We start from the raw sequence: 21,987 nt of genomic DNA, 5'->3' as shown, positions 1-21,987 counted from the left end.
TTCATGGGCCAGTCCCTTTCCGTCCGCCTAACGGCGAACCGGCACCTGCGCTTCGAGACCTCGGAAGACGCGGGCGACCACTGCGGTCAAGGCGAGATAAAAGAGGGTGACGACCAGCAGCGGTTCATAGACGAGCAGCGTGTCCTGCCGGACCTTGTTCGCCACGGCATAGAGATCCATCACTGTCACCGTAAAGGCGAGCGGCGTCGCCTTGAGCTGCATGACGATCTCTCCGGCAATGGTCGGCAGGGCGATGCGAATGGCGCGCGGCAGCCAGATGCGGCGGGTCAGCATCCAGGGCGACAGGCCGAAGGCCCGGCCGGCTTCGAGCTCACCCTTGGGAACGGCGAGCAGCGCGCCGCGCAATACCTCCGCCTCATAGGCCGCATAGTTCAGGGTGAAACTGACGGCGGCGAAGAAGAAGCCCTCGCGCAGGATCGGCCAGAACAGGCTCTGGCGGATACCGGGGATCATCGGCAGCAGCGATCCCACCCCATAGTAGAGAAGCCACAGCTGTATCAGCAGCGGCGTGCCGCGGAAGAAGGTGCAGTAGCCCCGCGCCAGTAGCCGCGTCAGCCTGCCGCCGCTGACTTGCGCGAAGGCGAGGCCGATGGCGAGGGCAAAGCCGAACACCACAGAGATCACCAGCAGGCAAATGGTCTGCCAGGCGCCCGTCAGAAGCAGCGGCCAATAGGAAGAGATCCAGGTGAAACTCATGGGGCGCTTTCTTCAGGCAAGGCGCGGCTGCCCCCGCCGTACCCGCCCCTCGATCAGTTTGAAGACGAGGTTGGAAACGAGCGTGATAGCGAGGTAGAGAAGGGCCGAAGCAAGGAAAAAGACGAAGTAGTGTTTTGTGCTTGCCCCGGCAAGACGGGTGGCGAGCGCCAATTCCTGATAGCCGACGACGGCGACCAGCGCGCTGTCCTTGGTGACCGACATCCACAGATTGGCAAGACCCGGCAGGGCGTTCGGCAAGAGCGCCGGCAGCAGGACGCGGCGAAACCGCAGCACCGGCCCCATGCCGAAGGCCTTGGCAGCTTCGATCTGGCCGACGGGAATGGCGAGGATCGCGCCGCGCAGCACCTCCGTCATGTAGGCGCCCTGCACGAAGCCCAGCACCGCAACGGCCGCGACGAAACCATTCACATTGACCGGCGGCAGGTCGAACACGGCGAGCAGCCGGTTGAGGCCGTCGGTGCCGGCATAATAGAGCCCGACGATCAGGATCAGTTCGGGAACGGCGCGGATCAGCGTGGTATAGAGATCGAGCAGCAGGCGGAGCAGGCGATTGCCCGAAAGCTTCCCCAGCGCGCCGCCCGTGCCGAGCAGGAGGCCGATCGCGAAAGCGCAAGCCGAGATGGCGACCGTGGAGACCGCACCTGCCAAGAGAACGCCGCCCCATCCCGGAGGATAGGGAGACAGCAGGTCCAGAATACCTTGTTGCGCGGTCGCCATTATCGGGATTGCTTACTTCGCGCCGTAGATGTCGAAATCGAAGTATTTCTTGGTGATGGCGTCATACTGGCCGTTGGCACGGACTGCAGCGATGGCCGCGTTCAGCTTGGCCTTCAGCTCCGTGTCTTCCTTGCGCAGGCCGCCCGAAACGCCGGCGCCGAGGATCTCCTTGTCGTCGGCGACGTCGCCCGCCTTTGCGCAGCAATCCTTGCCGCCATCGCTTTTCAGGAAAGCGTCAAGCGCCAGTGAATCGCCGAAGACATAGTCGATACGGCCGGAGGCGAGGTCCTGAAAAGCCTCGTCGAGCGTCTGGTAGGTCTTTTCCTCGGCAGCGCCGGCGAAATACTTCTTGTAATATTCCGACTGGATCGTCGACACCTGGATGCCGATGGTCTTGCCCTTCACGTCCTCGGCGGTGGCGCCCGGCTTCTGGTCCTTGGGACCGATCAGGGTGCTTGGCGTGTTGTAATATTTGTCGGTGAAGTCGATCACCTTCGAGCGTTCCGCGGTGTTCGACATCGACGACCAGATCACGTCGAACTTCTTGCTCTGGAGCGCCGGAATGAGACCGTCCCAGGAAATGTCGACGATCGAGCATTTCTCCTTCATCTCTTCGCAGACGGCATTCATCAGGTCGATTTCCCATCCCTGCCATTGGCCCGACGCGTCCTTGGCGAAGAAGGGCGGATAGGATTCGTTCATGACGCCGAAGCGGACTTCGGCCTGTGCGGTGACGGCGGAAAGCACGAGTGCCGCGCCGGCGAAAAGCGTGGGGAGCAGTTTCATTCGCAGGATTCTCCTGGTTTGTGTTGTCGATGAGAGAGCGGTCGGCATCAGTGGGCGCTGAGACCGGTGAATTCCCGGCAGCGGGCGCTGACCGGCGCCCCGAATATCTGCTCCGGCGGACCTTCCTCCTCGATCCGTCCTTGATGCAGGAAGAGAACACGGCTCGAGACATCGCGGGCAAAGCGCATTTCATGCGTGACGATCAGCATGGTCCGGCCTTCTTCCGCGAGATCGCGGATGACTTTCAGGACCTCGCCGACCAGCTCCGGATCAAGCGCCGATGTCGGTTCGTCGAACAGCATGACATCGGGATCGACGCAGAGGGCTCTGGCAATCGCCGCGCGCTGCTGCTGGCCGCCCGAGAGGAAAGCCGGATAGGCGTGACGCTTGTCGAAGAGCCCGACCTTGTGGAGCAGGGCCTCGGCTTTTTCGACGGCCTCGCGCCGGGAAATGCCCATCACGTGCACCGGCGCCTCGATGACGTTTTCCAGCACCGTCCGATGAGCCCAGAGATTGAAGCTCTGGAAGACCATTCCGAGCCCGGTCCGGAGCCGTTCGATCTGCCGCCAGCTGCGCGGCTGCAGCCGGCCGTCCCGCCCCATCTTCAGCGCGATCTCCTCGCCGTTCACGGCGATGCGGCCACGATCCGGCGTTTCCAGGAAATTAATGCATCGGAGAAAGGTGCTCTTGCCGGAGCCCGACGAGCCGATGATCGAAATCACATCAGACTTGTGGGCTTGCGCCGAAATACCCTTGAGAACCTCTTGCGAGCCGAAGCTTTTATGAAGATCTTCGACGCGAAGAGCAGGAAAGGGTTGATCCGACATGCATGGTTCCGGCTGGACTGGATTTGCGAAGGATAATGATAAAATAACGCGGTTTTTTCGCGCAATTTTTGTCTCTTCTGCATAATTTGTGCAAAATAATCTTCCTCACGCGGCGAATGCGGCAGAAACCGCGAAGTGCCGCAGCGAGAATTGGACTGAACAATGGAACAACTGGATCGTTTTGACCGTGACATTCTCGATATCGTTCAGCGCGACTGCCAGCTGAAAGCCGAAACGATCGCCGAACGGATCGGGCTGTCGGTCTCGGCCGTGCAAAGACGGTTGAAGCGGCTGCGCGAGGAGGGGATCATCAAGGCGGAGGTGGCCGTCGTCGACCGCAAGGCGACGGGAACGGCGATGGTGTTCATCGTCGGGATGGAGATCGAGCGGGACAATTACGACGCGCTGGCGAAGTTCCGCCTGTGGGCGGAGAAGCAGGATCACATACAGCAGGTCTATTACGTCACGGGCGCGGTCGATCTGATCGCGATCGTCACCGCCCGCGACGTCGAACATTATGACGATATCGCTGCGCTGATCATGGCAGACAATCCGCAGATCCGCCGCATGCACACGAATGTCGTGCTGCGCGACGTCAAGCTCGGTCTGTTCGTGCCGCTGGAATAGCGCTGGCGCGGCCGCGCGGACAAGCCGCTGGACTCGCATTCGGCAAAGGGCATAATTCCGGGCACACATTCTCGGGAGGAATGATCGTTGACGCTACGACACCAGATCATCGCATTGGCGATCGTCCCGCTCGTCATTTCGATCCTTGCGATCACCACCTTCATCACATGGCAATCGGCAAACCTCGCCAAGAACAGCATCGATACGTTCGAGCAGAACATGCTGAAGACCAAGGAAGCCGAAATCCTCAATCTGACCAACCTTGCCCTGTCCGCCATCCAGACGATCTACGACAAGGCCGGCGCCGACGACGAGGCTGCCAAGCAGCAGGTGGCGGCGATTCTGACCTCGCTCGACTACGGCAAGGACGGATATTTCTTCGTCTACGACTATGACGGCAACAATATCGTCCATCCGCGCCAGACGTTCCGGCACGGGCACAATTGGCTCGACCTGACCGATCCGGATGGCGACAAGGTCATTGCCGAACTGATCGCCACGGCAAAAGCGGGCGGCGGCCTGCATCAGTACAAATGGCAGAAACCATCGACCGGACAGATCGCCGACAAGCTCTCCTTCGTCGTCAGTCTCGACAAGTGGCACTGGGTGGTCGGCACCGGCGTTTACCTCGACGATGTCTTTGCCCAGAGTGCCGCCGCCAATGCCGACATGCGCGCCAACATCAGACGGACCTTCATCATCGTCGCGCTGATCGCCGTGCCTTCGGTGCTCGTCGTTTTCACCACCTGCATGCTGCTGACTTTCCACGAGCGCCGCATGGCCGACAGCCGGCTCAAGGCGCTGACGCAGCGGGTCATCGACACCCAGGAAGAAGAGCGCGCGCGGCTTGCGCGCGAGCTGCATGACGGCATTTCCCAGAATCTCGTCGGCGTGCGCTATGCGATGGACCTTGCCGGCCGCAAGGTCAGGACCAATGTCGACGATGCCGCTCTTACCATCGACCGCGGCGTCGAGGCGCTGAACGGCGCCATCAAGGAGATCAGGCGGCTGTCGCACGATCTGCGGCCGCGTGTGCTCGACGATCTCGGCCTGACGGCGGCGTTAGAGGCGCTGTGTTATCATTTCGCCGAGCGGACGGGGATCGAGACGAAGATCGATGCTTCGGGCTTCACCGACACGCTGAAGGCCGAGGCGAGCACCGCGCTCTATCGCGTCGCCCAGGAAGCCTTCAACAATGTCGAACGCCACTCGGGCGCCTCCAAACTCTCGGTCAAGCTCTGGAGCGACGGCGGCCGCGCCCGCATGACCGTCACCGACAACGGCACCGGCTTCGACGGCGCCAGGGGCGACTTATCCGGCAGATCGGGTCTTGGCCTGCGCAACATGCAGGAACGGATGGCCCACTTCCGCGGTCTGTTGCTGATCAACAGCAGCGAGACCGGCACGACGCTGACGGCGATGCTGCCGAAATCGGCCAATCGTCCCGCCGATCGGCAGGCGGAAGCCGCATGACGGAACGCCTGAAAATCAGGGTGCTGTTGATCGACAACCACCCGCTGGTGCTGGACGGGTTGAAGGCAGTGCTCGAAACATTCGACCATATCGAAGTCGCCGGCACGGCGGGGCTCGCACAAACGGGGCTCGACATCGGCCGGCAGGTTCTGCCGCAGGTCGTGCTGATGGACATCAACATGCCGAAGCTGAGCGGCATCGATGCGATCGAATTGTTCCGGAACGAACTGCCCCAGGCGCGGGTGGTGATGCTCTCCATGCATGACAGCCGCGAATATATTTCCTCCTCGGTCATGCATGGCGCAGCCGGCTATATCCTGAAGGACGTTTCTACCGACGAGATCGTCTCGGCCATCGAGACCGTCGCAGGCGGTGGCACCTATTTCTCCTCCGGCGTCTTCGACGCGCTGATGGGCGAGCGGGTGGAGGAGGGGAGCGATCCCCTGACACCGCGCGAACGCGACATTCTCGGGCTGATCGTTGCCGGCAGGAGCAACCGGGAGATCGCCGAGGCGCTCGGGATAAGCTCCGCCACGGCGGAAACCCATCGCAAGAATCTCAAGAAAAAGCTCGGCATCGCAACCACGGCGGGCCTCATCCGCTATGCGCTCGACCACGGCATCGTTGCAAAAGTCGACGTGAATTCGCGCCTACCCACTTCTGGGTAGGCCCCGGCATTTCACCCTTGCACCCATCTTGTGGGGATGAAACCAGCGTCCTAGGACTCCCCTCACGGCTGGCCGAGTGCGAGCCGTTGGGAGGAATTCACATGCGTTACATCAGCTTCCGATCGACCGGAAAACCGCAAGCGACCCGAACCGGGCCTGCCGCGGCCGCCGGCTGACAGACCTGCCTTCCACGCCGACAACTGGAACATGGCGACCGCCGCCCGCGGCGCCTGAAAGGGATCCCGACATGGAAAAACCACGTAGCAAGGCAGCGCTCTGGCTGCTTGTCATTCCGTTTATAGGTCTGCTCTGGCCGCCATTCTACAATCTCCGCGAGCCGGCTCTTTTCGGCTTTCCGTTCTTCTACTGGTATCAGCTTCTCTGGGTGCCGATCACCGCGACGCTGACCTGGATCGCCTATCGGAGCACCCGCCATGACGACTGACATCAACGGCACGGCGCTTGCCGTCTTCATCTTCTTTTTCGCGCTCGTCACCGTCATGGGCTTCGTCGCCAGCCGCTGGCGCAAGCCGGAGACACTCGCCCATATCGATGAATGGGGCCTTGGCGGACGCAACTTCGGCACCTGGATCACCTGGTTCCTCGTCGGCGGTGATTTCTATACCGCCTACACCGTGATCGCCGTCCCGGCGCTGGTCTATACCGTCGGCGCCTACGGCTTCTTCGCGCTGCCCTATACCATCGTCGTCTATCCCTTCGTCTTCATGGTCATGCCGGTTTTGTGGAAACGCGCCAAGGATTTCGGTTATGTGACGGCGGCCGACGTCGTTCACGGTCAATACGGATCGCGCAGTCTCGAACTCGCGGTGGCGGCAACCGGCGTCATCGCCACCATGCCCTACATCGCCCTGCAGCTCGTCGGCATGACGGCGGTGCTGAAGGCACTCGGGCTGCATGGCGAACTGCCGCTGGCGATCGCCTTCATCGTGCTGGCGCTCTACACCTATTCAGCGGGTCTGCGCGCGCCGGCTCTGATCGCCTTCGTCAAGGACATCATGATCTATATCGTCGTGATCGCAGCCGTCGCATTGATCCCGTCGAAGCTCGGAGGCTACGCCAATGTCTTTGCCTCGGCTGACGCGGCCTTCCAGGCCAAGGGTTCCGGCAGCCTGCTGCTCGGCGGCAACCAGTATGTCGCCTATGCCACGCTCGCTTTGGGTTCGGCGCTCGCGGCTTTCATGTATCCGCATACGCTGACGGGCATCTTTGCCTCCAACAGCGGCAAGACGATCCGCAAGAATGCGATCATGCTGCCCGCCTATACGCTGCTGCTCGGCCTTCTGGCGCTGCTCGGCTATATGGGCCACGCCGCCAACCTGAAGCTCGACAGCGCCAATGACGTCGTTCCCACGCTGTTCAAGACGCTGTTTTCGGGCTGGTTCTCCGGCTTCGCCTTTGCGGCGATCGCCATCGGCGCGCTGGTGCCGGCAGCGGTGATGAGCATCGGCGCCGCCAATCTCTTCACCCGCAATTTCTGGAAAGCCTATGTCGATCCCAAAGTCAGCGATGCGGGTGAGGCCAAGGTCGCCAAGGTGACGTCGCTGGTGGTGAAGGTCGGCGCGCTTCTCGTCATCATCTTCCTGCCGACGCAATTCGCCCTCGACCTGCAGCTGCTCGGCGGCATCTGGATCCTGCAGACACTTCCGGCCCTGGTGTTCGGTCTCTATACCAACTGGTTCCGCGCACCCGGCCTGCTTGCCGGCTGGTTCGTCGGCTTCTGCGGCGGCACCTTCCTCGTCTGGGATGCCGGTTGGAAACCTCTGCACCTGATCAGCCTCGGCGGCGAACCCTTCACCGTCTACACGGGACTGCTGGCGCTTGCGGCAAACATCGGTGTTGCGGTCGTGGTCAACGCCCTGCTTCCGGCCAAGGTTCCGGCTCGGGCCTAGGATGAAAATACGAAGGGCAGCAAACGCTGCCCTTCGTAACCATTTGCTTTCCAGCACAAGCTGGAGGGGGATCAGCTCGACTTAAAACTCTTCCCAATCGCCGGCCAGCGCCGCATTGCCATTCGCCTGGAACGACTTGCCCACCTTGGCAATCATCTGGCGCGCCGGCGAGGCCACCGGTTGAGCATGCTGTGCCACGGCAGCGGGCTGCGATATGCGCTTCGGCGCCACCGCTCCGCCGATGTTGAACTGGCCCAGCAACTGGAACAGCGCGTCGGCTTCCTTGGCGAGGCTATGGGCGGCGGCTGTCGCTTCTTCCACCATGGCGGCGTTCTGCTGGGTGCCCTGATCCATCTTGTTGACGGCGGCATTGATCTCCTTCAACCCCGTCGCCTGCTCCTGCGAAGCGCCGACGATCGCCACGACATTGCCGTCGACCTGCTGTACCTGCACTGCAATTTCCTGCAGGGCTTTTCCGGTCTCGCCAACCAGGGCGACACCGCTTTTCACATGGCCATTCGACGCGTTGATCAGTTCCTTGATTTCCTTGGCCGCCTTGGCCGAACGCTGCGCCAACTCGCGCACTTCCTGGGCGACGACGGCAAAGCCCTTGCCTGCTTCGCCGGCGCGCGCCGCTTCGACGCCGGCATTCAGCGCCAGCAGGTTCGTCTGGAAGGCGATTTCATCGATGACGCCGATGATGCTGCCGATTTCGGTGGCGGAGGATTCGATCTTGCCCATGGCGTCGACCGCATCGCGAACGACGCTGCCCGAGCGTTCCGCATTTTCCTTCGTCTTACGAACGAGCTGGCCGGCTTCCTGAGCCCGGTTGCTCGAGTCGGCGACGGTGGTGGTGATCTCCTCCAGCGCAGCCGCCGTTTCCTCGACGGATGCAGCCTGCTGTTCGGTCCGCTTGGCGAGATCATCCGAGGCGGAGCGGATCTCCTGCGCGCCGCCGGCGATGGCGCTGGCGTTCTGGGCAACCTTCTGCATGGCGGCGCGGAGCTTTTCGACCGCGGAATTGAAGTCGGCTCTGAGCTTTTCCAGAGACGGAATGAACGGCGTGTCGATCTGCTGCGTGAGGTCACCGTCGGCCAGCGCCTGCAATGCGGTGCCCAGCCGGCCGACAGCCTGGTCCGTCTGCTCGGCCAGGGTGCGGCGTTCGCCGGCATCCTGCTCGAGCCGGTGCCGTTCCGCTACCGACCTCTTGGCTTCCGCATCGGCTTCCCGTTCGGCCTTTGCCGAAATGGCGTCGCGCAAGCCGGCCACGGCCCGTGCGAGCCTGCCGATCTCGTCGCCACGCGCTTCGAGGCGACGGTCGCCGTCGAGATTGCCCTCGGCCATAGCCTTCAGCGAAAGCTGAAGTTTTGCCAGCGGGCCGACGATCGTGCGTGCGGTGATGGCAGCGGCAATGATGGACAGAACAGCCGCAATGCCGAGCGCAGTCATCGCTATCGGATTGAAGCCGCTCGCCGCGCTGCGAACCTCGCCGCCGATCGATTTGTTCAGCGCTTCCTGATAGTCGATGAATTTGTTGATGGCGCCAAGCCAGGCAACGAAGGCCGGCCTCGCCTGTTCGAGCAGGATCTTGCGGGCTGCCTCGCCGTCGCCCTTCTCCTGCAGCGCAATGATCTGGGCGACCAGCGGATTGGTCTTCGCCTGGATGTCGGCGATTTCGCTGAGAATGGTCTTTTCCTGTTCCGTCGCACCTGCCGGCGATGCAACCATCTCCGCCATGCGCTTTTCATTCTCGGCGTAAGACGCGGCCAGCTTTTCGATCAATGCCTCGGCAGTCTTCCGCTCATCGGCAGAGGTCACCAGAGTGACGTCACGGATCGCGATCGCCCGATCGTGCACGCTGCCGCGGTAGTTGATGGCAAAGCGCTGCTTGACGCTGTTGACGTCGTTGATCGTTTCAAGATTGTCGTTGATCTCAGCGACCTTGACCGCCGAATAGATGGTCAGGCCGGCCATCAGCAGAACCAGGAAGCTGAAGCCAAGGGTGAGACGCACCGCGATCCCGAAACTCTTAATGCTCTTCATTCGCACTCTCCATCGTGTGGGCGAGGTTTGTTGAAACGTGTCTGGTCGCCAGGGTCGCGCGTGATATCTCGTTCAAATGCGAGGCCCTCGATCTGTCCCCGAATGCGCCGAAAGGCGCGTTTGCGCGCCGGAACGATGCCATTTGCATGCCCTTGCGCGTTTACCCTGTGAGTGCGCGGAGCCATCGCGCCCAAGATGCGAGGCGGTGTGTCAAAGTAACAACGTCGATATTATGCGAGATTTCGGGGCCTGGTGCGCCATCATGGCATAGGTGACGATCCTGAGACCGTCGCTCCGACATCAAAAAATTTAGGCGAATATATTTTATAGAGTGTAAACGGAGCCGACAGGGCGCCATTCTGCAGCGCTTTTCGTATATTTTCGCGGAAATTTGCGCATTCGCTGGGCATATGCCCGCATCAAGAGAATATGATAAGTTGTCCGGCAGAATTTGCACAGATCTTATGTTGTAAGATTAGACCGTAGCACTTTTCTTGCGCCCGATTCGAGCGACGATCTCGGCGAATGACCAACAATAATTACGAGTCTTTCCGGTTGTATTAGGACAGCGAGTCGATGCCGATCAGCGGAGTTCGCCGGTTGTTAAGCCCAACACTTTGAGAATTGTTAGAGGTTCTCATGGACGATGCGGCGTGGAAAGAAATGGGGCGGAGGTGGCACGCCGGGCTTCTTCCGAGTCAAAGCATGACGAGAACCCGGCAGCGAGCTGGCGGGAACTGCTCGACAGCGCCATGCACCTGGACCGGGAATGCCGCACTCGGACTGGGTCGGTTCCAGCCTGACCCATGCCGCCCTATTATCGGTCGACATCGACCATTTCAAAAGCATCAACGACATCTTTTCATTCCATCGGCGATATCGTTCTGCGCCACGTTGCCGGCTTGCTGGGCGATGCCGGGAGGGAAGGTAGCCTGGCAATCCGCATGGGCGGCGAGGAATTCCTGCTTCTGCCTCAGCCGCGTAGCAGCGGCAGGAGCTGATCGCCCTGCCGCCTGATCTCGGAGAGATAGGGCGTGTCGGACAGCACGAAGTGGGTGATGCCGAGATCCTGGTATTTGCGCAGCGAGCGGGCGACATCCGCCGCCGAGCCGACCAGCCAGGTGGTGCCGGCACCGCCGCCGCCGAACTTGCCCGGCGCCGTATAGAGGTTGTCGTCGAGCACGTCGCCGCGCTCATGCAGCTCGAGAAGCCGCTGCTGGCCGACGGCGAGCACACGCTGGTGATCGTGCCAGCCGGTACCTTTGTTTCTCGCCATCTCGGCGACCTTCGCCTCGGCGTCGGCCCAGGCCTGTTCCGTGGTGTCGCGGACCAGCGTCGTGATCCGCAGGCCGAATTCCAGCGGCGGGAGGTCGCGGCCCAGCTCCCGGCTCAGCGCCTTGAGCCGGTCGATCCGCTCGCGGACACCATCCAACGGCTCACCCCAGAAAAGCTGGACATCGGCCTCGGCCGCGGCCACCCGCTCGGCCGCCTCCGAGGCGCCGCCGAAATAGAACTTGGGGTGCCGACGGTCGCCACGAACCTCTATACGTGGCGCGACGGTGGATTCGGCGACCCGGAAGTGCTCGCCCGCCGAGGTGACGTTTTCTTCCGTCCACAATCGGCGGACCAGACGCATGAACTCCCTGGTCCTGCTATAACGATGCGCCTGATCGCCCTCGCTGTCGCCGTAGGCGGCTAAGTTGTCCTTGCCCGACACAATGTTGATCCGCACGCGGCCGCCTGTGAGGTGGTCCAGTGTCGCCGCCGCGGATGCGAAATTCGCCGGTCGCCAATAGCCAGGGCGGATCGCGATGAGCGGTTCGAAGGTGGTGGTCCGTGCGGCGAGCGAGGCCGCGACGGTGAACGTGTCGGGGCGGCCCCAACCGGTGCCAATGAGCGCCCCCTTCCAGCCATGCTCTTCGAGCGCCCGCGCATGGCTGGTCAGCGTATCCAGGCTGTTGTGGTTCTCGACGGCGGAATCGCCGCGATGACCGGGTCTGACGTCGTTGGGAATATACCAGAGAAATTCGGAATGATTGCTCATGCGATGCTGCAGTTCTGTCGGTGATCGGAACACGGAAACCGGGAAGCCCCCGGGAGATCATACGGCGGCCTGCGCCTTTTGCTGCTGCACCTGAAGTGCGAAGCCATTCGGCGGGCGCTGGAGGCCGAGGTTCTCCCGCAGCGTCGTGCCTTCATATTCGTGCCGGAACAGGCCGCGCTTGCGCAGGATGGGGACGACCTGATCGACGAAATCGGTCAGCGCCGTGGGCAGCACCGGCGGCATGATGTTGAAGGCGTCGGCGGCTCCGTTCTCGAACCATGTCTGCATCGCATCGGCGATCTGCTCGGGTGTTCCGACAACCGTCCGGTGGCCGCGAGCGGTGGCGACCGCCAGATAGAACTGGCGCAGTGTCAGATTGTTGCGCGACACCAGGTCGGAAACCAGCTTGAGGCGGCTTTTGTTAAGTTCGGTATTATCGGGCAGGGGCGGGGCGGGGTCGTCAAGCGAGTAGCCGGAAAGATCGACGCCCCTGTAGTGGCGGGCGAGGATATTCCAGGCAATGGAGGGATGAACCAGGGATTGGATATAGTCGTAATTCGCCTGGGCTTCGGCTTCCGTGCCGCCGAGAACGGGGAATATCCCGGGACTGATCAGCAGTTCGTCCGGCCGGCGGCCGTAGCGGGCGAGCCGGCCTTTGACGTCGGAGTAGAATTCCTGCGCATCCTCGAGAGTCTGGTTGGCGGTAAAGATCATCTCGGCCGTGCGGGCGGCAAGCTCGCGTCCCGGTTCGGATGCGCCGGCCTGCACGATGACAGGATAGCCCTGAACCGGACGGCCGACGTTGAGCGGACCGGCCACCGAGAAGAACTTGCCCTTGTGATCGACGAGATGCACCTTGTCGGGATCGAGATAGACGCCGCTCTCCTTATCGCGGATGAAGGCGTCGTCTTCATAGGAATCCCACAGGCCCTTCACCAGGTCGACGAATTCCTCGGCCCGCTCATAACGATCGGCATGGGCGGGATGGCCGGCGATCGAAAAATTCTTCGAAACATCCGCGCCCGTCGTGACGACGTTCCAGGCCGCACGGCCCTTGGAGATGTAGTCCAGCGACGCAAACCTGCGGGCGAGAAGATAGGGATCCTCATAGGTCGTCGATGCGGTCGCGACGAAGCCGATATGCTTGGTGACCTGCGAGAGGGCGGCCCAGAGGGTCAGGGGCTCGAAATGCGCGCCCTGGGCGGTGCGACGAAGCGCTTCCGGGTCCTTGGCGCGGTCCCATCCCGCAGGACTATCGGCGACGAAGACGAGATCGAACTTGCCGCGCTCGGCGGTTTGGGCGAGCTCCCGGTAGTGATCGATATTGAGGCCGGCATCGGCCTGCGCCTCCGGATGGCGCCAGGCGGCGATATGATGGCCGGTCGCCATGATGAACGCGCCAAGCCGCATTTGCCGTTTCGATGTGCTCATTGGCTTATCTCCAGATCAAATTGAGCTGCTGCCCGTTTCAGGCAGCCTTGCGGCCCGGGAGGTCGACCCCGAGCCGGCTGAGGAGGTGGGCGCGGAATTGTGCAAAGCGCGGATCGCCATGATCGCGCGGCGTCGGCAGATCGATCTTGAGATCCTCGATGAGACGGCCTTCGTCGAGGACCAGTATCCGGTCGGCCAGCGAAATCGCCTCGTCGACATCGTGGGTGACGAGCAGCACCGCAGGACGGTGCCTTGCACACAATTCCCGCAGCAGATCGTGCATCTTCAGCCGGGTCAGCGCGTCGAGCGCGCCGAACGGCTCATCGGCGAGAAGTAGGGCCGGCTCCCGCACCAGCGAACGGGCAAGGGCGACCCTCTGCTGCTCGCCGCCCGAAAGCTGGTTCGGCCACGCCGTTTCCCGCCCTTCAAGTCCCACTTCCGCCAAAGCCTTCCTTCCGGCTTCCTGACCGGTGGTGCCGGCCAGGCCGAGCGTGACGTTTTGGATCACGCTGCGCCACGGCAGCAGGCGGGCATCCTGGAAAACCACCGAAAGGCTTTCCGGCGTCTCGAGGGTGCCGGTGCCCTCGACATCGTGATCGAGACCGGCAAGAGCCCTCAAAAACGTGCTTTTGCCGGAGCCGCTTCGGCCGAGCAGGGCGACGAATTCGCCTTCCTCGATGTCGAGATCGACGCCGTCAAGGATGGTCTTTTTCGCAAACCGGCGTACGAGGTTCCGCACGTGGACGGCCTTGGTCGCGGGCTTCAGTTTGCCAGGGTGCGGCGCCATGAGAGGACCCTCCGTTCGAGCAGACGGACGAGACCGTCCGAAATGAGACCCAGCAGCACATAGACCACCAGGCCGACGAGAATGACGTCGGTCTGCCCGTAATTGCGGGCAAGATCGATCATGTAGCCGAGCCCGCTGGTGGCGTTGATCTGCTCGACCACGACGAGAGAGACCCAGCAGAGGGTAACGGCAAACCGCAGGCCTAAGAGGAAACCCGGCAAGGCGCCCGGCAGCACCACCTGAAGGATGAAGTCCTTCTGGCTCATGCGCAGCGTCTCGGCCAGTTCGACATAACGGCTGTCGATGCTGCGGAGCGCATTATGGGTGTGGATGTAAATCGGCACGATGACGGCAAGCACGATGGTGGTGACCTTCATGCCCTCGCCGATGCCGAACCACAGGATCAGCAAGGGGATCAGGGCCAGCGTCGGTATCGCGCGTTTGATCTGGACCGGACCATCGATCAGGGCTTCGCCGATCCGGGACAGGCCGGCGACAACCGCCAGGAGCGTACCGATCAGCAATCCGATGCTCAGGCCGAGCAGGGCGCGCGTCGCCGACGTCACGAAATTGTCCTGCAGGCGGCCCTGCTCTATCAGCCTTGCGAAAGCCTCGATGACCGTCCACGGCGCCGACAGGATGCGCGGGTCGATCCATCCGAGCGCCGAGCCGACGACCCAGGTCAGGACAAGCAATGCCGGCCCGATCTGCAGCCCGAAAGGGATTGCGGGTCCTGGACCCAGCCTACGACGGGCGCGAGGGCCGGCGGAGCCAGTCGAGCCGGCCGGCCTTGCCGTTCGTGAAACTCGATGCGCAACTCTCCCGCCTGATGTCAGGGATAGTTTCGCCTCATCTGCATCCCAAGTGGTTGCCATGCTTCAGGTCTCCTCTCCGAAGGGACGTCGAACGTTACTGGCTCTTGGCGAGAGCCGCGGCACCGAGCTTTTCGAAACGGTTGTCGAAAATCGTTTCCACATCGAAAGATTGGTAGCCGAGCTCGTCCGCCAGCAGGTTGATGGTTTCCTGGTGGCGCTTCTTCACTTCGCTCCAATCGGCGGGAACGATCTGTTCGCCGGTCAGCTTGACGAGAAATTCCCCATCCTCCTGGCTGAGGCCCTGCTGACCGACATAATATTCCTTGATCCAGAGGTCCGGATTGCGGTTCACCCATTCGGTGGCGCGTGCCCACAGGCCAACATATTCGGAGAGAGCTGCCGCCTTGGCGGGATCATCGAGAACCCATTGCGGCGCATAAAGATGGCTCGGATCGTCCCGCAGGCCATGCTCCACGAGGGTCGCTCCGTCCGATCCATATTGGCTGATGTACCGCCTGATATAGACACCGCCGAGCGGCGCGATATCGACTTGCTTGCTCGCCAATGCCTTCGGATAGACGTCGCCGGTGCTCGGCAGTTCCACCAGGGTGACGTCGCTGCTCTTCAGACCTGCCGCATGCAGCGCCCGAAGGACGAGCGTGCCCTGGGCCTGGCCCGGGCTGAAGGCGATGCGTTTGCCGCGGAAATCGGCCAGCGTCTTGACGGCTGCGCCGGGTGCGATACCGAAGCGGTAGATGGGATTGGCGATTGGGTCACGACGTTCGCGATAGGCGATATTGCGGACGGGCAGGTTGTTCCAGTTGGCGAAGATCGAGGGGATCTCGGCCACCGATCCGACATCAAGCGCATGGGCGCGAAAAGCTTCCGACGTCTGCGGCCCGCCGCTGATATTGGCCCATTTCACTTCAAAACTGAGCTCTTTGTCGAGGCCGGACACTTCGAGAGCTTTCTGGGTGACCGGATCGCCGATCGTCAGCACCGTGCCTGGCGGCACTTTGGCAAGCAGGGGGGCATCTGCCTGGGCCGCCGCCGGACCATGAACGGCACTGAGACCAAGCAGACTGAACAACGCAATTTTGAATGTCTTTGCCAATGTCATCGTCAATCTTCCCGTTTCGGATTGTTGTTTGCAGGAACGATGCACGGTAAAATGGCGGATAATCTACTAAATCGGTAGACTATTTAGTTTAATAAAAGCGTCGCTGGTGGAAAATTGTCCCCAAAAGTCGAGCATCCGGAACGATCGCATCCGGCACCTTCGCAGGATGATCGGGGTGAGCAGGCGTAAAAAAAGCGCCTGGGACATCGTCCGCGGCGCTTAATAGGTCTCTTCTGTTGATAAGAGCAGGCGACGGCCGGAGTAATCGACCTTCGCCCGAACCGGCGTCGACGTCAAACTCGCCTGATGTCAGGCCGGTGCGTATTCGTTGGCCGAGAATACGTGGTGATGCACCTTGCCGGTGAAGAGTTGCAGGAGTTCGCCGGTGACTTCGCGGCTCTCGGACCGCACACCGGAAAGCAGTGCCGCCTTCACCGCATCCATATCGGGATAACGAATGGCGAGCGCCATGGCATAGATCGGGGCGCCTTCGTCTCGTTCCATTCCGTCCAGTACCCGGATTTCCTCGGCGCCCGGAAACTTCGTCCAGAGAGGGACGAGCCGCTGCCGCACGAATGCGCGGAATTCCGCTTCTCTGCCGGGATGGATTTCGCCTTCAAACAAAGCATAACGAATGATCATAGGGTCTCTTTTCCAAAACTCGCCGGAGCTGGATCGATGGTGGTGTGTTGTCGGAATATCAGGGCGTATCGGTCGATACGCCCTGACTGAAAGGCTTATTTGCCCCAGATTTTCTTGTATTGATCGCGGTAACCGTTGTCGGGATCGAAGCTGTTCTTCGGTCCGCCGTCAAACTCGACGTTTGCGCTCGTTACCACATGCAGCGGCGAGACGTAGCCCGACCAGGGAGCGCCGGCAAAGGCGCGGTTCAATTCGTCGACGAGTTGCCAGCCCTGAAGGTTGAGCGGCTCGGCGACCGTGACGGCCTGAAACTGCTTGGCGCGGATCCGCTGATAGGCGCTCTCCGAACCGTCGCCGGCGGCGACGTTCACCGGTTTTCCGTCGCCTGCAATACCGGCTGAGGCGAGCGAAGGTCCCATGAAGTCGTAGTAGAGGTCGTTGATCGCCAGGGAATGCGTCCACTTCGCGCCATATTTCTGCAGAAGCGAGGTGGTGAGCTGCGGCATGCGCTGAGAGGTTTCGGCAATCGGCGTGTCGACATATTCGAGCACCGTGCCGCCGAGATCCTCGATCTCCTTCTTCATGCGATCGGCCTTGGCGATCGCGATCGCATAGGTGGAGTCGGTGAAGATGATGACGCCGGGCTTGCCGCCGGCATCGGCAAAGGCCCAATCCGCCGCGGACTTCGACACTTCCATCGCATCGGTGGTGACGTTTGCGAAGACACCGACTTCGGGAACCGGACCGACAGCCGACGCCGCATGCCAGGAAACCATCGGAATGCCGGCAGCCTTGGCCGCTTCCATCGCCGGCTTCTGCTCGACCGCGTCGAAGCCGTTGATGATGATACCATCCGGCTTCAGCGCCATGGCCTGGCCGAAGGCGGCGGTCCGCCCGCCGATCGAACCGGCGCCGTCGAGCGCCTTCACCGTCCAGCCCAGCGCGCCTGCCGCTTCCTGAACGCCATTGACCACGCCGAGGATGCCGCCGTTCTTCATATCGGCGGCAAGAATGACGATGTTCTTTCCGGTCGCGCCCTTGGGGCCGCTCGTCGGGCCATCCCAGGCGCTTACCTTGGAAGCATACTTGTCGACCACGGCCTTGGCGTCGGCCATGGAATCGGCCAATGCCGGGATGCTCAGCATAACGGCGACGGTTGCGACCGTTGCCTGCAATAACATTCTGCGCTTCATGTTCACTCCTCCATTTTGTTTGTTGTGAAATGCCGGGATGAGCCGGCATCCTCATTTGGATGCGGGTGTGATCCTCCTCACAGCTCCGCGTTTGCGCTGGGCGTAACCTGCTATGCCGATGGCAATCAGCAGGGTGACGCCGTTGAACAGCGGTTCGACGAAGAACGATCCGCCGAATTGCTGAATTCCGGAAATTCCGACCGCCAGGATGATGACGCCGATCAAGGTGCCCCAGACGTTCACCCGTCCGGGCTTGATCGTCGTCGATCCGAGAAATGCGCCAACAAGCGCCGGCAGCAGATATTCGAGGCCGACGCTTGCCTGGCCGATCCGCAGCTTCGAGGCGAGCAGGACCCCGGTCAGGGCCGCCAGCAGCCCCGAGGTGACGAAGGCGCCGATCACGAATTTGCGGACCGGAATGCCATTGAGGGCGGCGGCCTTCGGATTGGCGCCGATGGCGTAGAGATACCGGCCGATCGGCAGGTATTCGAGCACGATCCACATGCAGATGGCGATCAGCAGCACGTAGAAGCCGGTGATCGGCAGGCCGAACAGCATGGTGCCGTTCAGCGCATAGAAACCTTCCGGCAGGACGCCGACCACCTGTCGCCCACCGGTGTGCCAGAGGGCAAGCGCGTAAAGAACCGTTCCTGTGCCGAGCGTCGCGATGAAGCTGTCGATCTTCGCGACCTCCACCAGCAGGCCGTTTATGAAGCCGGTGAAGACGCCGAGTGCGAGAACGATGAGGACTGCGACCGGCCAGGGCAGGCCGTAGGCCGTCTGCAGGCTGATGGCGAGAATGTGCCAGAGCACGATGCCATAACCGACGGTGAGATCGATGCGGCCCGACGCCATCGGGATCATCGCGGCGAGCGACAGAAGCGCAATGATTGCCTTGTCGGAAACGATCGAGCGGATGTTCAACACGGTCGGGAACGTATCGGGCAGCAGGATCGAGAAGATCACGATCAGGCCGACGGTCAGGATCACCAGCCCGTAAACCGGGATCAGGCGTCCGATCTTCTGGCCTGTGGACAGGCCGGCCATTTCGCTCTTGGTCGGCTCCAACGCCGTGGATTCAATGGATTGCATGGCTGTTCTCCCGATGGCTCAAGCGGCTTCCGATGCGGATGCGGCTGTGATGACCGCCTCCGTCGTCAGGGCGCTTCCAATCAGTTCACTGACGATTTTGCCGCGCGAGAAGACCAGCGCGCGGTGGCAGATATGGGCGATTTCCTCGAAATCCGTCGACACCACGACAACCGCGAGACCGGCCTCGAGTGCCTGCGTGATCAGACGGTAGATCTCCGCACGCGCGCCGATGTCGACGCCGGCGGTCGGATCTTCGGCAATCAGCAGCTTGCGGCCGGTCGCCAGCCAGCGGCCGACGACCACCTTCTGCTGGTTGCCGCCCGACAGGGCCTCCACCGGCAAATCCGGGTCGTTCGGCCGCAGGCCGACGGAATGGCCGATCTTATGGGCAAGATCGGCTTCGCCGCGCGGCGACAGGAAGGACAAAAGCCCACGTCCGACGGCGCCCGGATTGAGATAGGTATTTTCCCGAATGGAAAGCGACAGCGCCACGGATTCCTCCGTCCGGTCACGGGCAATCAAGCCGATGCCCGACGCCATGGCCCGCAGCGGGCTCGAAAGGTCCGGGGCCTCGCCATGCAGCAGAACCGAGCCGTTGAAGGGCTCGCAACCGAACAGCGCGCGGCCGATCCTTTCCTGCCCGGCGCCACGCAATCCAGCAAGGCCCAGAAGCTCGCCCTCTCTTATATCGAAGGATATCGGGCTCGTGCCGGCGCAAACGAGATCGCGAACCTCGACGATTGCCTTGCCGGGCCTGATCTCCGTCTTGGAAAAGAGGCTGTCGCCGCTGCGGCCGATGATCATCGTCACCAGGTCGTCGGGTGTCGTCTGGCTGACGGGCTTCTGTCCCACCATACAGCCGTCGCGCAGAACGGCGACCCGATCGGCGATGCGGAAAATCTCGTCGAGCCTGTGGGAGACGTAGATCATGCCGACGCCGCGGTCCTTCAGCGGGCGGATCGCATTGAACAGCCGATCGACTTCATCGGCGGGAAGGCTCGCCGTCGGCTCGTCGAGCACCAGAACGTCGGCTTCGACGGCAAGCGCACGGGCAATGGCGACAAGCGATTTTTCGGTGCGCGACAGCGCCGAGACCCGCGTGGTGGGATCAAAATCGCAGCCGACCAGTTTCAAGGCTTCCTTGGCACGCGCCTGCGTCCTGTTCCAATCGATCAGGCCGCGACGCATCGAGAAGCCCTGCGACAGGCCCATGTTCTCGCCGACCGTCATCCACTCGATCAGACCGAGATCCTGGTGGATGAAGGCAACCGGCTGCCGCTCGTTCGGCTTCGGAGGGCGGTGATGATAGCTCTGGCCGCGAAACAGGATGTCGCCGCTATCAGGCTTGTAGATGCCGGCAAGTGTCTTGATGAGCGTCGATTTGCCGGCGCCGTTTTCTCCCAGCAGCGCGAGGATTTCGCCCTCGCGCAGGTCGATCGAGACGTCCCGCAGCGCCTGCGTGCCGCCGAAGCTCTTGGTGATCGACTGGAACTCCAGCAGTCTCTTGGCTTCCACTGTGGCTCCTCCCAAAGCTGCAGTTGTCATTGACTGTATGTTATCGATAACATTTACGGATGGTCAAGCGGAAAGATGACGATCGCGAATTTCTCGAGGAATTGACGTCAGCCGGCCTGAAATCCGTCGAGAAGCCGCATCATCTCGGCCGAGTCCTTCGGCCCGAGGCCGGCAGAGCAGAGCAGGCGGTGGATCTCGACCACCGCGCCGGTCATCGGCAATGGCGTCTTCGTCTTCAGCGCAAAGGCCTGAAGCGAATCCAAGTCCTTCAACATATTGTCTATCCTGCCTGTCGGCGAGAAATCCCGGGCGGCGAATTTCGCCATGAATTCCTGCAATATGCGACTATCCGCCCTGCCGCCGGCAAGGGCTGCCGGAATGGCAGCCGGATCGACGCCGCCGGCTTCAGCGAGCTTGACCGCCTCGGCGACGGCCTGGAACAGAACGGCGCAAAACAGCTGATTGATCAGCTTCGTGGTCTGCCCGGCGCCCGATGCGCCCATCAGCGTGTAATTGGCGGCAAGATGCCGCATCACCACGCGCGCCCGCTCGAAATCCTCGGGGCTGCCGCCGGCCATGATCGTCAGGCGTCCGCTCAGCGCACCCGGCACGCCGCCGGACAATGGGCAATCCACCCATGCCATGCCGGTTTCCCGGCGCAACCGTGTCGCCATGTCGGCCGTTTCGGCCGGGTCGATCGAGGACATGTCGATCAGCACCTTGTCGGCATTGGCAGCCGCCGAAACACCTTTTTCGCCGAAGACGACGGCCCGGACGATATTTGCGTGATTGAGGCTGAGCACACAAAACGCCGACCGTGAGACCGCATCCTCCACGGAGCCTGCCGCATAGGCACCCTTGGCCTGCAAAGCCGCGACTTTTTCGGCGTCCAGGTCGAAGACCGAGACCTTGTGCCCGGTTTCGATCAATCGGCTGACGATTGCCGTTCCCATGATGCCGGCGCCGATGACGGCGACATCTGCCCTGTGATCATCCTGCATGCTAATCTCCTCCCTTGACGGCCATGCCGCTCAATCCCTTGCAAGCCAGCGCTACAATATCATCCAAGGCATTATCGATCGCCACCGTCACCACACCAGGCTCACCGGCCGGCGGCTCCAGCGTCTGCAACTGGCTGTCGAGGAGGGACGCCGGCATGAAGTGGCCTTGACGCGCCTGCATCCGCGACAGCAGCAGATCGCGGGACCCCTCCAGGAAAACAAAGGCCAGGCGCCCGCCCGCCGCCTGCCGCAACCTGTCCCGATAGCTTCTCTTCAACGCCGAACAGGAAATCACCAATCCTTGCGATGCGTCCAGCGCGGTGCTGATTTCCGCGCCGATCCGGTCGAGCCAGGGCAGGCGGTCGTCGTCGGTCAGCGGTATGCCCTGCGCCATCTTCTCGACGTTTTGAGGCGGGTGGAGCTGGTCGCCCTCTAGAAACGCCATGCCGTTTTGGGCAGCAATGCGTTCTCCGACCGAGGATTTGCCGCAGCCGCTGACGCCCATGACGACAACGGCCAGAGGCGGTGCCATTTTCTCGCGCTTCATCGTCCCGTCTC

At 62.0% G+C, this 21,987-nt stretch carries 22 protein-coding genes; 6 read left to right on the top strand and 16 right to left on the bottom strand.

The window, feature by feature from the left end:
* Window positions 1–27: 27 nt before the first annotated feature.
* From EEQ99_RS01195 to EEQ99_RS01180, 4 genes are read right to left on the bottom strand one after another with little or no spacing between them, the layout of a single operon-like run.
* Window positions 28–717, bottom strand: coding sequence for an ABC transporter permease (locus EEQ99_RS01195; protein ID WP_028756212.1), 690 nt, complete (start codon window positions 715–717; stop codon window positions 28–30).
* 12 nt (window positions 718–729) lie between these two features.
* Window positions 730–1,455, bottom strand: a complete 726-nt coding sequence (locus tag EEQ99_RS01190) for an ABC transporter permease (protein ID WP_028756211.1) — start codon at window positions 1,453–1,455, stop codon at window positions 730–732.
* A gap of 12 nt (window positions 1,456–1,467) precedes the next feature.
* A complete protein-coding gene (locus EEQ99_RS01185; protein ID WP_028756210.1) occupies window positions 1,468–2,241 on the bottom strand; it encodes a transporter substrate-binding domain-containing protein in 774 nt (257 codons plus the stop codon).
* 47 nt (window positions 2,242–2,288) lie between these two features.
* Window positions 2,289–3,068, bottom strand: a complete 780-nt coding sequence (locus EEQ99_RS01180) for an ABC transporter ATP-binding protein (RefSeq protein ID WP_028756209.1) — start codon at window positions 3,066–3,068, stop codon at window positions 2,289–2,291.
* 162 nt (window positions 3,069–3,230) lie between these two features.
* Between EEQ99_RS01180 and EEQ99_RS01175 the strand changes: the two genes are divergently transcribed.
* The 5 genes from EEQ99_RS01175 to mctP all read left to right on the top strand — a co-directional run bounded on the left by EEQ99_RS01175 (window position 3,231) and on the right by mctP (window position 7,746).
* On the top strand, window positions 3,231–3,695 hold the full coding sequence (locus tag EEQ99_RS01175) for an Lrp/AsnC family transcriptional regulator (RefSeq protein WP_018246856.1): 465 nt from the start codon (window positions 3,231–3,233) through the stop codon (window positions 3,693–3,695).
* Window positions 3,696–3,782: 87 nt separating this feature from the next.
* On the top strand, window positions 3,783–5,168 hold the full coding sequence (gene mctS, locus EEQ99_RS01170; protein WP_028756208.1) for a two-component system sensor histidine kinase MctS: 1,386 nt from the start codon (window positions 3,783–3,785) through the stop codon (window positions 5,166–5,168).
* Window positions 5,165–5,836: a two-component system response regulator MctR gene (gene mctR / locus EEQ99_RS01165; RefSeq protein WP_028756207.1), complete on the top strand. Its 672-nt coding sequence runs from the start codon at window positions 5,165–5,167 to the stop codon at window positions 5,834–5,836. Before mctS ends, mctR begins: the two co-directional genes overlap by 4 nt.
* A gap of 247 nt (window positions 5,837–6,083) precedes the next feature.
* Entirely contained in the window at window positions 6,084–6,281 is a 198-nt protein-coding gene (locus tag EEQ99_RS01160; protein WP_028756206.1) for a DUF3311 domain-containing protein, read from the top strand.
* Window positions 6,271–7,746 (top strand): monocarboxylate uptake permease MctP, encoded by a 1,476-nt coding sequence (gene mctP, locus EEQ99_RS01155; protein ID WP_028756205.1) that lies wholly within the window; start codon window positions 6,271–6,273, stop codon window positions 7,744–7,746. Before EEQ99_RS01160 ends, mctP begins: the two co-directional genes overlap by 11 nt.
* An 81-nt stretch (window positions 7,747–7,827) precedes the next feature.
* Here the strand turns inward: mctP and EEQ99_RS01150 are convergent, their stop codons facing one another.
* Window positions 7,828–9,789 (bottom strand): HAMP domain-containing methyl-accepting chemotaxis protein, encoded by a 1,962-nt coding sequence (locus tag EEQ99_RS01150; protein ID WP_127429893.1) that lies wholly within the window; start codon window positions 9,787–9,789, stop codon window positions 7,828–7,830.
* Between the two features lie 806 nt (window positions 9,790–10,595).
* Here EEQ99_RS01150 and EEQ99_RS01145 point away from each other — a divergent pair.
* Window positions 10,596–10,790 (top strand): diguanylate cyclase domain-containing protein, encoded by a 195-nt coding sequence (locus EEQ99_RS01145; protein WP_244604743.1) that lies wholly within the window; start codon window positions 10,596–10,598, stop codon window positions 10,788–10,790.
* Here the strand turns inward: EEQ99_RS01145 and EEQ99_RS01140 are convergent.
* From EEQ99_RS01140 to EEQ99_RS01090, 11 genes are all read right to left on the bottom strand, one after another.
* Window positions 10,763–11,833, bottom strand: a complete 1,071-nt coding sequence (locus tag EEQ99_RS01140; protein WP_028757170.1) for an LLM class flavin-dependent oxidoreductase — start codon at window positions 11,831–11,833, stop codon at window positions 10,763–10,765. The genes EEQ99_RS01145 and EEQ99_RS01140 overlap by 28 nt on opposite strands.
* A gap of 57 nt (window positions 11,834–11,890) precedes the next feature.
* Window positions 11,891–13,264, bottom strand: coding sequence for an LLM class flavin-dependent oxidoreductase (locus EEQ99_RS01135; RefSeq protein WP_028757169.1), 1,374 nt, complete (start codon window positions 13,262–13,264; stop codon window positions 11,891–11,893).
* 37 nt (window positions 13,265–13,301) lie between these two features.
* On the bottom strand, window positions 13,302–14,051 hold the full coding sequence (locus tag EEQ99_RS01130) for an ABC transporter ATP-binding protein (protein WP_028757168.1): 750 nt from the start codon (window positions 14,049–14,051) through the stop codon (window positions 13,302–13,304).
* A complete protein-coding gene (locus EEQ99_RS01125) occupies window positions 14,027–14,926 on the bottom strand; it encodes an ABC transporter permease (protein ID WP_028757167.1) in 900 nt (299 codons plus the stop codon). Before EEQ99_RS01125 ends, EEQ99_RS01130 begins: the two co-directional genes overlap by 25 nt.
* A gap of 34 nt (window positions 14,927–14,960) precedes the next feature.
* On the bottom strand, window positions 14,961–15,986 hold the full coding sequence (locus EEQ99_RS01120; protein WP_028757166.1) for an ABC transporter substrate-binding protein: 1,026 nt from the start codon (window positions 15,984–15,986) through the stop codon (window positions 14,961–14,963).
* A 309-nt stretch (window positions 15,987–16,295) separates the two neighbouring features.
* A complete protein-coding gene (locus EEQ99_RS01115) occupies window positions 16,296–16,628 on the bottom strand; it encodes a hypothetical protein (RefSeq protein WP_097542531.1) in 333 nt (110 codons plus the stop codon).
* Between the two features lie 95 nt (window positions 16,629–16,723).
* Complete coding sequence (locus EEQ99_RS01110) at window positions 16,724–17,821, bottom strand: ABC transporter substrate-binding protein (protein WP_047612187.1); 1,098 nt, start codon at window positions 17,819–17,821, stop codon at window positions 16,724–16,726.
* 51 nt (window positions 17,822–17,872) lie between these two features.
* Window positions 17,873–18,913: an ABC transporter permease gene (locus EEQ99_RS01105; protein WP_028757289.1), complete on the bottom strand. Its 1,041-nt coding sequence runs from the start codon at window positions 18,911–18,913 to the stop codon at window positions 17,873–17,875.
* An 18-nt stretch (window positions 18,914–18,931) separates the two neighbouring features.
* A complete protein-coding gene (locus EEQ99_RS01100) occupies window positions 18,932–20,428 on the bottom strand; it encodes a sugar ABC transporter ATP-binding protein (protein ID WP_097542532.1) in 1,497 nt (498 codons plus the stop codon).
* A gap of 107 nt (window positions 20,429–20,535) precedes the next feature.
* Window positions 20,536–21,429: an NAD(P)-dependent oxidoreductase gene (locus EEQ99_RS01095; protein WP_097542533.1), complete on the bottom strand. Its 894-nt coding sequence runs from the start codon at window positions 21,427–21,429 to the stop codon at window positions 20,536–20,538.
* Window position 21,430: 1 nt separating this feature from the next.
* Entirely contained in the window at window positions 21,431–21,976 is a 546-nt protein-coding gene (locus tag EEQ99_RS01090) for a gluconokinase (RefSeq protein WP_127429892.1), read from the bottom strand.
* Window positions 21,977–21,987 lie beyond the last annotated feature (11 nt).

Origin of the sequence: Rhizobium anhuiense, assembly GCF_003985145.1 — a bacterium.
GTDB classification, from domain to species: Bacteria; Pseudomonadota; Alphaproteobacteria; order Rhizobiales; family Rhizobiaceae; genus Rhizobium; species Rhizobium anhuiense.
The sequence above is the reverse complement of the archived record's forward strand: the minus strand, read 5'-3'. Positions and strand labels throughout refer to the sequence as shown.